Raw genomic sequence first — 12,157 nt, 5'->3', positions numbered from 1 at the left:
GAAGCTAGTTGGTTGTGACGAACGTCACAACCAACTAGCTTCCCTAAAAATTCAATCGGTAATCATATAGCAAAACGTCTGTCCAAAGCCCATCGGAAACGATAGAAACAGGTTTTGACCTTAGAGGACCGGGCGTCTTTTTACCCGGTTTTTCTTATACTGTTTTAGTAAAAAACAATTCTTTAGAAGCAATTGATTGTAGTGAATTACTTCTGCTCATTTCTAATGAATAATGCTCTTTCCGGATAATCTGTCATGATCGTATCAACACCTAACTCCAATAATTGCTTCATTTCTTCAGGATCATTGACGGTCCAAACGCGTATTTGTTTATAGAGATCTTTAAATATATCATCGGAATTTGCGTTTTCAACAATATCCACTAACTGTTTAATTTCATTTGCTTCCGTCCCGTTTAGCGTACTCATTAACTGAATTAATCTTAGTGATACGCTTTTATTCGGCAATACAATTGATTTTGCTAAATGTAAGGCCTCGAGTTCCAAAGTTTCCATTTGATCTTTTGGAAGCGAAATTTTATCGTTTAGTAACCAAGCGATTTTTGCATCAGGAGATATCTTTTTCACACGTAATATCGTCGGTAAATGAAATGCAGAATAAATGACTTTACGATTATCGCCATACTCCTTTACGATGGACAGTACTTTTTCTTCTATTCCATCATATTTTTCTATATAAGTCTTTAACTCAATATTCAGTTCGGTTGGATATGGCTTTAACAATTCAAAAACTTCAATAAGTGTCGGTACACATTCCGCAGACCATACCGCTTCGTCATAGTTAGGAAAATGGGCATATTTGCTTTTCGAACCTGCACTAAACTGTTTAACTTCTTCTAAAGTTAGATTTTTAATATAGCCACTCCCATCTGTTGTACGTTCAAGACTTTCATCATGAATGACTACTATTTCCCCGTCTTTTGTCATATGTACATCAAGTTCCAATCCTTCTACTCCTTGTTCAATTGCTTTTTTAAACGATAATAATGTGTTTTCAGGATACGTCCCTTTTGCACCACGGTGACCGTAAATTTTTGTCATTGTATTTTTCCCTCTCTGTTTTCCAATAATAAACAGAACAACAAAATATAAGAAAAAAAGTATGGGTGAGCATACTTTTTTCTCTTCTAATTTTGTTGAAATTTATTTATTCGCCTCTTGCAGCATTTGCCTGTTTGATGGCTGCGTTAAATTGTTCAACAGCAGAATTATAAGCTGGATCTACCTCTCCGCCATTATAAATAGTTTCAAGAGCAGTTTCCATAATTTTACGACCTTCTGGAAGCATATCCATTAACGCACCTTGAGTTGCGTAAGAAGATTGCGTTGACTGTAATTGATCCACTGTCACTTGTAATTGTGGTTTTTCAGCATATGCATCTTTTACAATTTGTTCGTCATATGCCGCTGGGTTGATAGCAAAGTATCCAGTACCAACATGCCACTCGGCTTGTACTTCTTTAGTTTGTAAATATTTCATGAATTCCCAAGCTGCTTTTTGTTCTGCCTCTGCTTTACCATCAATCATCCAAAGACTTGCCCCACCGATTACGACACCTTGACGTTCCTTATCCTCAGGATGTGGTAAAAAGGCAATTCCTACTTCAAATGGAGCATTGTCGATTACATCTCTTGAGCTTGCAGACGATTGTAAGAACATCGAAACATCGCCCGCTAGGAAACCAGCCATCATGTTATCTCCATTTGTACCATAGTTAGCAAAAGTTTTATCATCAACCATACGTTTTACCCATTCTAAAATGGATTTACCTTCTTCTTCAGTCCAACCAATTTCAGTAGGAGTATCCGTACGTCCATTATCATTATTCAATAATAATGCGCCTTGGTTTGCTAATAATTGTTCCCATAACCAACCGTATGCTTGTAATGCAAAACCTTTCATCTTTGGATTAGATGCAACGATTGCCTTGCTCGCTTCTTCTACTTCCTCGTAAGTTTCTGGTGCCGCCTCTGGATCAAGTCCTGCTGCTTTAAATGCATCTTTGTTGTAATACATAACAGGTGTTGAAGAGTTAAATGGCATTGAATAGAACTTACCATCTAATGAATAGTAATTCGTAATATTTTTTTCTAACCCACTCATATCATATCCGTCTGCGTCGATTAACTCTTGAATAGGAAGAATTTGTCCACTGTTAATCATTGCTTTTGTCCCAATTTCAAATGTTTGGATCACTGTAGGTGCACTATCTGAACCAGCAACAGCATTAAACTTAGTTAATGATTCATCATAAGTTCCTTGATATTCAGCATTTACTTGAATGCCTTCTTGAGACGTATTATATTCTTCCACAATTTTGTTCAATGCTTCCTGTCCAGCTCCACCCATAGAGTGCCAAAAAGTTACCACTTGTTTTTCTGCGCTATCTGTTGAATCAGGTTTGTCTCCATTATTTTCAGGTTCCTTTGCAGAACCCCCATTTGAACTACATGCTGCTAAAAATAATACAAGCCCAAGTGTAAGGAATACGAGTAATTTTTTCATTGTAAAATCTCCCTTTTGTTTTGATAAGATTATTTTAAAGCGCCTTCAGTTAATCCTTTTTGAAGCTTTTTCTGTCCAAAGAACAACAATAATAATGTTGGAATAATAACAATGACAGCACCTGCCATTATGACACCCCATTCATTCAATTGTTCCTGGGTTTGTAATTGTTTTAAGCCGATTTGTACAGTACGTACCGTATCATTTGTCGTCGAAAGTAATGGCCATAAGTACATATTCCAAGAGGATAAAAATCCATAAATGCCTAATGTCACTAAACTAGCCTTGGAAACAGGTAATACGACAGTTAAATAATATTTAAAATCACCCATACCCGCAATTTGACTGGCTTCCCTCAACTCCTTTGGTATTTGTTTAAAGTTTTGCCTTAGCAAAAATGTACCAAATGCTGTTGCAAAGAATGGTACTGCCAAGCCTGCATAGGTATCAATCCATCCTAAATCACGGATGATTTGAAAATTAGGAATGATCGATGCTTCAAAAGGCACCATCATCGTCGCGATAAATACGTAGAACAATAAATCTCTTCCTCTAAACTCTAGAAAAACAAATGCATAGGCAGCCAAACTAGATAAGACAAGTTGTCCAATCATTATCACCATAGAAACTACTAAACTATTAAACAAATACCGAAATAAAGGAAAGCGTTCAAATGCACGGACATAGTTATCTAAAGTTAATGTGCTAGGTATACTACCTGTTAATATATCTTGATTTGTCATAAAGCTCATTACAATGGCCATAAGCATTGGTCCAACTAATATAAGAGCTGAAAGGATCAGTAATACATAAAAAATGACTTTTCGGCTTTTAGATATGGTCATTGGTAGTGAACCTTCCTTTCCCCAAGTTTAAATTGCAATGCCGTCATCAATAAAATCAAGATGAATAAAACAATTGCTTGGGCACTCGCGGATCCAAATTTATAATTCGCAAAAGCCTCTCGATAAATCGAATAAACGATTAAATTAGTTTCATTTATTGGACCGCCCTGTGTAAGGATATCGATTTGGCCAAAGGATTGAAATGCATTAATAATTGTTACCGTAATTACAAAAAACATGGTTGGAGACAGCATCGGAATAGTCACTCTTCTCAATTTATATAAATACCCCGCACCTTCAATATCAGCACTTTCGTATAAAGAAGAATCGATAGATTGCAAGCCACCCAACAAAATTAAAAAAGTAAATCCAACATTCATCCAAATCGTAGTTATAGATATAGAAATTAGAGCCCATTTCGGATCTGTTAGCCATCCAATACCTTCTATCCCAAACGTCCCTAATACTTGGTTAAGCAATCCCATCGATGGATTAAATAAATACAACCAAAATACAGATGCAGCTGCAACAGAGACCCCCATCGTGGAGGAATACATCGTTCGGAAAAAGCCAATCCCTTTCAACTTTTCATTAGCAATAATGGAGAGAAATAAACTAATGATTACTGATGCAGGAACTGTATATAGAACAAACAAAAATGTAGACTTTATACTTTTTAGAAAAATTGGTGAGCTAAACATAGTTATATAGTTTTGCAAACCAACAAATACAGTTGGATCTCCGTTAGCTTTTGTTAAGAAAAAGCTAAGATAAATAGTACGAAACATCGGATAAAATAAGAAAACACTAAATAATATAATGGATGGTAATAAAAAAGCCATACCTTTAATAAAGCTTTTGATTCGTTGTTTCTTTTTCACTTGCTCTATATCTAATACAGTTGTTTCTTTTATTTGAGCAGCGTTCGTCATACTCATATTGCCAAAACCTCTTGTTCTTTATCTTTCAAGGCAGAGCGAATTAAGTCGCCTGTTTCTGTATTAAAGAATAGTAGGTTCTCCGGCAATATTTGGACAGGTACTTTTTGGCCTACTTGGACGGACCATTGCCCTGGCCATTTAGCCGTCCATAATTCTGAACCAACATCAAAAGCAATTGATGTCTCATTTCCTAATTGCTCAACATTGACCACTTCCAAAAAGTGGTTTGTATTTTCATTTGTCCCAGGCATTAAATGCTCAGCCCGAATACCAATAGTTAACTGTTTATGTAGGTGAATATCTTTTACCAATGCAGAATCGACCGGAATTCGTAGCTGGTTTTCCACAATCAATTCTTTGCTTTCCTCTGAAAATCTCGCTATTCCCATATTCATCTTTGGAGATCCTATAAAACTAGCAACAAATAGATTGGTAGGGTCATTATAAAGGGTTATTGGTTTACCTACCTGTTGAATTTTACCATCATTTAAAACCATTATTCTGTCACCCATCGTCATCGCTTCTACTTGATCATGAGTAACATATATCAATGTCATTCCTATCTTTTTTTGTAATCTACGAATTTGGACTCGCATATTAGCTCGAAGCTTGGCATCCAAATTGGAAAGCGGTTCGTCCATTAAACAAAGTGGTGCTCGACTGACAATAGTTCTTGCTAATGCAACACGTTGTCTTTGGCCACCGGAAAGCTCTCTTGGTTTACGTTCCAACAATTCTGTTAGTCCCATCATTTCAGCCGCTTCTAATAATCTTCTTTGTCGTTCTTGTTTATCGACTTTTTTTGCCTTTAAACCAAAGAGAATATTCTCCTTTACTGACAAATGCGGATATAAGGCATAGTTTTGAAAAACCATTGATAAATCTCGATCCTTTGGTGGTATGTGATTCATCGATTTACCGTTAATTTTTAAAGTGCCTCCAGAGATTTCTTCCAATCCTGCAATCATTCTGAGTAATGTGCTCTTGCCAGATCCAGAAGGACCAACAAGGACAAAGAACTCACCTTCTTCAATAGTTAAATTGATTTCGTTCAATACATCTTGTTGTTTATCGTACGACTTCGAAATCTCAACTAACTCGATTTGACTCATACCCAGCCTCCTCTTTCTTAATTTGGGCGCATGGCTATTAAACCATAAAGAATAACTTAAAACAGGACTTTTACATACTTAAAACTAATACTTTACAAAGGCTCATAAGTTTAATAGATAATTTACTTTATTTACAGTTGTGAGGTTAATCTAGTTCTCTACCATGAGAAAAACCGGGCAAATTTAAGGTCAAAACCTGTATCTATCGTTTTCGAAGTGCTTTGGACAGACTTATTGCTTTAGGATTACCGAGTGTTTTTTTAGAGATGCTGGTCGTGACTAACGTCACGACCAGCATCTCTTTTCTCGGTAATCTTATGGCGTTCGTCTGTCCGTCGCCCTCCTACAACTTTTAGAAACAGGTTAGTTCATTTTTAGGTAACTAAAGAAAAGCCACTTTCTTATTCATAGAGTAAGCTCTCGAAGATGCAATTTCGTTCGCTATTCACTTTTTTATAGTACAAACTTTTACTATTTTTCTTTATTTCCACTAGTGTAAAAGAAAACCTGCTTTCTTCCTCTATCATTGGATCATCGCATTTCAAATGCAAAAGCGATGACAAATAATTTGACCAATCTTATCATCTATGCGATAAGCTATGCTGAATCTTCTAGTGGAGTACTACACACTAATTGATTGTAGTGGAAGGTGGCGACTCCGGCGGGATGAGTGAGACAGATGAGATATCACATCGACGCGGTAGCGACGGTGATAGCTCATCGCTCACCCCGCGGAGGCCAACAGGACGTTGGTCACGAAGGCGTTGCCACAAGAGATGGCGTACTTAGCCTTCGTTCTTTTGTCTCCACCTGAAACGAAAATCATAGGATTGTTTGTTCTCAGTTCCATGAATCCAGTATTCATAGGACATTTATATATATTTTCTAGCTTTTTAAAAATACGACTATTGATTGTCTCAGTGTTACTTAAAGGAAATTTAGATGAGTAAACTCCCCCAATACAAACAAAACAGCCATGGACTACTGTCGTCCTTGGCTGTTTTACTTTTAATTACACTATAGGTTGATTTTTAGCTAAAAAGATTAATAATATAACCAATGATAATACCTACTACACCGAAATCCGAGTCACCAAAAGTGGTGCCTTCAAATCCTAGGGAACCTAGAACTGGCAGTAACATTGCTGGTAGGAAACTGATTAAGATCCCTTGTACAAAAGCACCTATTATAGCACCTCTACGTCCACCTACTGCATTACCAAATACTCCAGCGGCTGCTCCGCAGAAAAAGTGAGGAACAAGTCCTGGTACGATTACTGCCAATCCTGCGAGTGGAAGTAAAAACATACTTAGTAATCCAGCTACGAAACTTGATAAGAATCCAATAATAACTGCATTTGGTGCAAATGGGAATACAATTGGTACGTCTAGTGCAGGCTTTGCATTTGGAACAATTTTATCTGCAATCCCTTTAAATGCGGGAACAATTTCAGCGATTAACATGCGAACACCCGCTAAGATGATGAACACCCCAGCAGCAAAAGTAATGGCCTGAAGTAATGAGAATACTAAGAAGTTTGTACCATCACTAAGGTTTTCCTCTATGTAAGTAGGGCCAACAAATAATGAAACTACAAGGAACATAATAGTCATTGTTAACGCTAATGCTACGGATGAATCACGTAAGAAACCAAGTGATTTTGGCACTTTAACCTCTTCTGTTGACTTCGTTTTATCTCCTGTCAGTTTAGCAACTTTAGCAGCAACGAAATAACCGAAAGAACCAAAATGTCCGACAGCAATATCATCTGAACCCGTAATCTCTCTTACCGTCGGTTGTAGCATTGCAGGTAGTAGTACCATCAATGCACCTAAAATTAGAGAGCCAAGGATTACAAGAGGAACACTCCCCATCCCTGATGTGGAAAGCACAGCAGCGAGTAAACAAGCCATGAACATCGTGTGATGTCCTGTTAAAAAGATATATTTAAACTTCGTGTATCGTGCTAAGACGATATTCACTATCATACCTATTAACATAATCATAGCTGTCTCCGTACCAAAAGCATTTTGTGATAAAGCCACAATTGCTTCATTGTTTGGAATAACGCCTTCAATATTAAATGCTTTTTCAAACATCTCTCCGAAGATAGTTAGTGAACCCGTTAATACTGTCGCACCTGCATTAAGAATAAGGAAGCCCATGATCGTTTTTAATGTTCCAGAAACAACATCGGTAATTGCCTTCTTCTGCAAAAGCAAGCCAAATAAAGCGAACAACCCTACCAAAATAGCAGGAGTCCCTAAAATATCCTTCATGATAAAATCAAACATCCTATTTTTCCCCCAAGATATGAGAAGTTAACGCTTTCTGGATTTCATCTGCACTGACCATATTGATAATACTAATCGTTTTTTTGTTACCATCTTGCAGTTGTTCCATAATTTCAGGAGTACCAATATAGTAATCTGCTACTTCTGTCTTTGCACTCGCTAAATCCATATTCTTGCATTCTCCGTCAATATTCAATACTTTTAGCGCCTTATTTACATTCATCGACAATATAAAACTCGTACCTAAACCATTTCCACATACAGCTAAAATTTTCATTTTTACTTCCTCCTATTAATAGTTAGTTTCGATTGTATTTTTGATTCTTGTAGGCTTATAGTTCAGAAAACTCTACAACTAAATTTAGAATATCTTCTTTTTTCTCAGCCTTCTTTAAAAGGTCTAATTTTTCGGGATCACTCAATAATGTAGTCAATTGAGCCAAAGCTTTTAAATGTGTTTGGTTATCAATAGCAGCTAAACAAATGAAAATTTCCACTTTGTTTTGCTCCTCACCTAACAAGTAAGTAGGTTCTGATAATTTCAACAAGCTCATTCCTAATTTTTTCACGCCGAATTCTGGGCGTGCATGAGGAATCGCAACTTGTTCGCCAATAATAATATATGGTCCTATTGTTTGTACGTTCTCGATCATGACATCTACATACTGGTTTGTAATTGAATCATTTGATAGTAAAGGCTCCGCTACGGTCTTGATTGCATCTTTCCAATCACCTATTTTAGGCATAAACTGAATATTTTCTTCGATCAATAAATCTTTTAACACTGGTTGTTTCCTCCCTATATTTAAATGATCATTTTTAAACAATGCCTGTTGCAATGCACTTTTTAACAACTCCGGCTGTTTGATATCTGCATACTGACGAATAATTTTTATTAATTCGTCTGAAGTTGGATTATGGTAAGACTGTTGAAGCGTTAGCCCTTCTACTGTTTGGACTAGTTCTTTCTTTTCCATTTCACTCATAATCGGCCTAATTATATATAATGGTTTTCTTGTTTTAAGTACAACAGTGGAAAACACAAGATCATATTCTGTTTCTTCAAGATGTTGAAAATCATAAGATGAAAACGATGAAGTCCATTTAAATTGAGGAAAAAGTGATTTCAATTGATTTTCCAGCATTAAACTTGAACTAATTCCATTTGGACAAACGATTAAAGCTCTAAATATTTTTTCCGAGCTTTCACTATCCATTTTAAGTAACCCACCAAAATGAAGGGTAAGGAAGCCAATCTCATCTTCCGGTATTTTAATATTTAACATTTCCTCAATCGGTTTGAGTACTTCTTTTACAACAATAAATACATCACGATGCTCTTCCTTAATATCATCAAGCAACACATTTGTAATTGGTATTTTAAAGAGCATCCGGTAGTAAGCGGGCTTAAAATGTAAATATAATGTTTCCATTGCTTTATTTCTATCTAACAATTGAATACATGCATAACGTTCAAAGTTAACAATGATTTGTTCCGTAATAGCAAACAGTGCATCAGTTCTCGCAGGGTTAACTTCCCCTTGACTTATGCCAAGTAGTTGGATTGTCATAAAGGCAACCTCTTCAGGGTTAGTTGTATATCCGAAGCGCTGTTGTATCAATGTACATACCAAAAAAGCCTGTTGATTTTCCAAAAAACTCACTGTATCCGGATAAATTAGCACTTGTTTTTTTTGTTGCTGACGAATATGAATCATTTGAAGTAAGTAGATAAATTCATCCAATCTTTCTTCAGTGAAGTTAAATGAATATTGTTGCTCAAAATCCTTCAAAACTTGTTGATAGTAATCATACTGATTCTGCAATTGTTGCTGCTGAAATATAAATGTAAATTTTTCATGAGCATATGACTTAACCTTTAACATGGAAATCGCTTTGAGCATTAAGTTTCGCTTATCTTCTTCCGTCCCTTTTAAATGGTATCCATGTTCTCGTGTATAGCGGACTTCAACACGGAAATCAACACAAAACTTATTAACTCGCTTCACATCTGAACTGACGGTATTTTTACTAATACCAAACAAATGCTGAAAGTGAAAATTGGAAAGAGGTTCACGTCTAATGAAGGTATATAATAGGAAGATGATCACACGCTCTACCTGCTCAAAAGAAAATTGATTTGCTACAAAACCTGCTCCATTTTCTTTCCAATAATCGACAACCTCTTGTTCTATCAAGATACGGTCGGCTGAAATTAGAATTGGCGGCACTCCTACGTCGAATAAGAAGCTATTCACTTTTTCTATATCATATTGAAACTGACGTTCAGATAAGTTTAGCTTGTCTATAAAAGAAGATTTTTGTGTTGGCTGTAATTTCATCAATTGATAAAAAGTATTCAGGCTTCGATTCTCCAACATCGCTAGCTCCCCCTCACATAAATTATATCGGAAATCGCTTTCACTTTAGATGACTATTGGTCACAAAAGTTGCTTTCATTTTCTTACTACATTGGTATGTATGCTTTATATCAATTGAGTATATAGTAAATCTCTGTCAGAAGCTTCATCAGAAAGTACCCTGTATTAGAAACAAACATGAAATTTTAAACATTCACGTTTGTTTGAATTAACGTGAATGTTTCTTACACAGGGACAAACTAAAAAACCCCTCAGAACAAGTTTTCCTTGCTCCAGGGGTTTAGTATATTAGTTATTTTTTTAGGTCTTCAATAGATGTGATGTCCATATATGTTGGAACAACTAAACCAATTTTCACACCTGTCATGCTTGTGCCAAGATCTTCAAATTTTCCATCGAATTTTTCAGCATAGGTTGCATGTGTTAATGGTAACCATCCAGCAAGAGACGCGTCTGCACTACCGTCGGCAATGGCTGTCCACATTGGTCCAGCTTCCACTTGAATCATCGTTACATCATAGCCAAGGCTTGATAATACGATGCTCATAACGTTTGTACTGGCAATTTCACTATCCCATGCAACGTATGCAAGTTTAATCTTGTCTCCGTCGACTTTTTCAATACCATCTGTCCATGCTGCAACTTTCTCTGGATTTGCATCTATCCAAGCTTGTGCAGCTACTTCTGGTTTTTCACCGTCTTTGATAGCAATCATTATTTCACCCATGTCATCCTCTGTCCAGTTGAAATTAGAAAGGACTTGGTGAGCTTCTGGTAAGTCTTCTTGTAATCCAGTACGACCAATTGTGTGGATTTCTTCTTCTCCACCGTATGAACCTTTTGGATCTTCAAGATATTTCAAATCATATTCAGCAAATTTCCAGTGAGGAGTCCAACCTGTTACGACAATTGGCTCTTCCTTATCATATGCTTTCTTTAGAGATGCTGTCATTGCTGCACTTGAACCACTTACAAGATCCCACTCATCTAATTCATAATCTGTAATAGCTCGTTCTGTTGCTTCCATAATTCCAGCTCCGGGATCGATACCAGTAATTTTGTAGTTAAGTGACTCTCCTACTGAACTCGCAGTTGAGTCTGTAGATGTTGAATCATTTGTTTTTTCTGTATCTCCACATGCTGCTAAACCAAGTGAAAGTAATGCAACTGCTCCAAGACCTGTTATTTTTTTTGCTAATATCATAATGTATTTCCCCCTAGTTTTTTCTTTCTATTTCCAGCGTATTGCGTGATTCTATCCAAAATAATCGCTACGATTACTATAGATAGTCCAGTTTCTACGCCAACTCCTGTTTTCAATTGCGTAACGGACCGGTAAACCTCTTCTCCAAGTCCAGGTGCACCCACCATCGAAGCAATTACTACCATTGATAGAGATAACATAATACTTTGGTTCACTCCAGCCATAATAGTAGGTTTAGCTAGTGGAATTTGTATTTTAAACAAACGTTGCCACGTCGTTGAACCAAATGCCTCTGTTGCTTCTATTAAATCCTTCGGTACTTGTTGAATGCCTAACATCGTTAAACGAATTGTTGGTGGCATTGCGAAAATTACTGATGCTACAACTCCCGGTACGACACCAATATTGAAAAAGAAAATCGCCGGTATTAAATATACAAACGCAGGCATTGTTTGCATTAAATCTAATATTGGATTTACTACTTTTCGAACACCCGATTTTTGTGAGCTAAGAATCCCTATAGGAATGCCAATCACCAGCGCGAAGATGACGGAAGTCAATACTAGCGTTAACATTTGAAGCATCGGATACCAATAACCTAAATAATCTATGAATAATAGGCCTATTAATGAAAAGAAAGCAATTTTTCTCGTAGAAATAATCCCAGCTATTAAAGCGAAGATGAAAGCAAGTAATATAGAAGGAACTAAATCCAATATATCTACAGAGCCTTCTACTACTCCTTCTAGTACATCAGCAAATCCATCTAGACCTGTGCCAAACGTATCTACTAACCAATCAACTCCAGTGTCAATCCAATCTGCAAAAGGTAGGCGAGGCAATAATTCATCCAT

General features: G+C 36.6%; 10 protein-coding genes. All 10 read right to left on the bottom strand.

The features are described 5' to 3' along the window. Positions 1 to 206 precede the first annotated feature (206 nt). The gene (locus ACN6MX_RS00190; RefSeq protein WP_419960691.1) at positions 207 to 1,061 is read right to left on the bottom strand and encodes a glycerophosphodiester phosphodiesterase; all 855 of its coding nucleotides are present in this window, start codon (positions 1,059 to 1,061) and stop codon (positions 207 to 209) included. A gap of 106 nt (positions 1,062 to 1,167) precedes the next feature. Next, positions 1,168 to 2,526, bottom strand: coding sequence for an ABC transporter substrate-binding protein (locus ACN6MX_RS00185; RefSeq protein ID WP_419960690.1), 1,359 nt, complete (start codon positions 2,524 to 2,526; stop codon positions 1,168 to 1,170). 29 nt (positions 2,527 to 2,555) lie between these two features. Next, on the bottom strand, positions 2,556 to 3,371 hold the full coding sequence (locus ACN6MX_RS00180; protein WP_419960689.1) for a carbohydrate ABC transporter permease: 816 nt from the start codon (positions 3,369 to 3,371) through the stop codon (positions 2,556 to 2,558). Beyond that, positions 3,368 to 4,303, bottom strand: coding sequence for a carbohydrate ABC transporter permease (locus ACN6MX_RS00175; RefSeq protein ID WP_419962511.1), 936 nt, complete (start codon positions 4,301 to 4,303; stop codon positions 3,368 to 3,370). Before ACN6MX_RS00175 ends, ACN6MX_RS00180 begins: the two co-directional genes overlap by 4 nt. A gap of 2 nt (positions 4,304 to 4,305) precedes the next feature. After that, a complete protein-coding gene (locus tag ACN6MX_RS00170; RefSeq protein WP_419960688.1) occupies positions 4,306 to 5,424 on the bottom strand; it encodes an ABC transporter ATP-binding protein in 1,119 nt (372 codons plus the stop codon). Positions 5,425 to 6,455: 1,031 nt separating this feature from the next. After that, positions 6,456 to 7,718 carry a PTS ascorbate transporter subunit IIC gene (locus ACN6MX_RS00165; RefSeq protein ID WP_419960687.1) on the bottom strand — a complete coding sequence of 421 codons (1,263 nt, stop codon included), beginning with the start codon at positions 7,716 to 7,718 and terminating at the stop codon, positions 6,456 to 6,458. Between the two features lies 1 nt (position 7,719). Then, entirely contained in the window at positions 7,720 to 7,995 is a 276-nt protein-coding gene (locus tag ACN6MX_RS00160; protein WP_419960686.1) for a PTS sugar transporter subunit IIB, read from the bottom strand. A gap of 55 nt (positions 7,996 to 8,050) precedes the next feature. Then, positions 8,051 to 10,099: a BglG family transcription antiterminator gene (locus ACN6MX_RS00155; RefSeq protein WP_419960685.1), complete on the bottom strand. Its 2,049-nt coding sequence runs from the start codon at positions 10,097 to 10,099 to the stop codon at positions 8,051 to 8,053. A gap of 292 nt (positions 10,100 to 10,391) precedes the next feature. Beyond that, positions 10,392 to 11,303 (bottom strand): glycine betaine ABC transporter substrate-binding protein, encoded by a 912-nt coding sequence (locus tag ACN6MX_RS00150; RefSeq protein WP_419960684.1) that lies wholly within the window; start codon positions 11,301 to 11,303, stop codon positions 10,392 to 10,394. Continuing rightward, positions 11,300 to 12,157, bottom strand: coding sequence for an ABC transporter permease (locus ACN6MX_RS00145; protein WP_419960683.1), 858 nt, complete (start codon positions 12,155 to 12,157; stop codon positions 11,300 to 11,302). The genes ACN6MX_RS00150 and ACN6MX_RS00145 overlap by 4 nt, the downstream gene beginning before the upstream one ends.

This window comes from Psychrobacillus sp. BM2, from assembly GCF_048572895.1.
In the GTDB taxonomy this organism is placed as follows: Bacteria; Bacillota; Bacilli; order Bacillales_A; family Planococcaceae; genus Psychrobacillus.
Note: the sequence above shows the minus strand (reverse complement) of the source record. Positions and strands in the feature narration are given on the sequence as shown.

What these genes read in the sequence shown, in the direction of transcription:
- ACN6MX_RS00190 (WP_419960691.1), bottom strand. Translation starts at nt 1,061, where the DNA reads ATGACAAAAATTTACGGTCACCGTGGTGCAAAAGGGACGTATCCTGAA.
- ACN6MX_RS00185 (WP_419960690.1), bottom strand. Translation starts at nt 2,526, where the DNA reads ATGAAAAAATTACTCGTATTCCTTACACTTGGGCTTGTATTATTTTTA.
- ACN6MX_RS00180 (WP_419960689.1), bottom strand. Translation starts at nt 3,371, where the DNA reads ATGACCATATCTAAAAGCCGAAAAGTCATTTTTTATGTATTACTGATC.
- ACN6MX_RS00175 (WP_419962511.1), bottom strand. Translation starts at nt 4,303, where the DNA reads ATGACGAACGCTGCTCAAATAAAAGAAACAACTGTATTAGATATAGAG.
- ACN6MX_RS00170 (WP_419960688.1), bottom strand. Translation starts at nt 5,424, where the DNA reads ATGAGTCAAATCGAGTTAGTTGAGATTTCGAAGTCGTACGATAAACAA.
- ACN6MX_RS00165 (WP_419960687.1), bottom strand. Translation starts at nt 7,718, where the DNA reads ATGTTTGATTTTATCATGAAGGATATTTTAGGGACTCCTGCTATTTTG.
- ACN6MX_RS00160 (WP_419960686.1), bottom strand. Translation starts at nt 7,995, where the DNA reads ATGAAAATTTTAGCTGTATGTGGAAATGGTTTAGGTACGAGTTTTATA.
- ACN6MX_RS00155 (WP_419960685.1), bottom strand. Translation starts at nt 10,099, where the DNA reads ATGTTGGAGAATCGAAGCCTGAATACTTTTTATCAATTGATGAAATTA.
- ACN6MX_RS00150 (WP_419960684.1), bottom strand. Translation starts at nt 11,303, where the DNA reads ATGATATTAGCAAAAAAAATAACAGGTCTTGGAGCAGTTGCATTACTT.
- ACN6MX_RS00145 (WP_419960683.1), bottom strand. Translation starts at nt 12,157, where the DNA reads ATGGATGAATTATTGCCTCGCCTACCTTTTGCAGATTGGATTGACACT.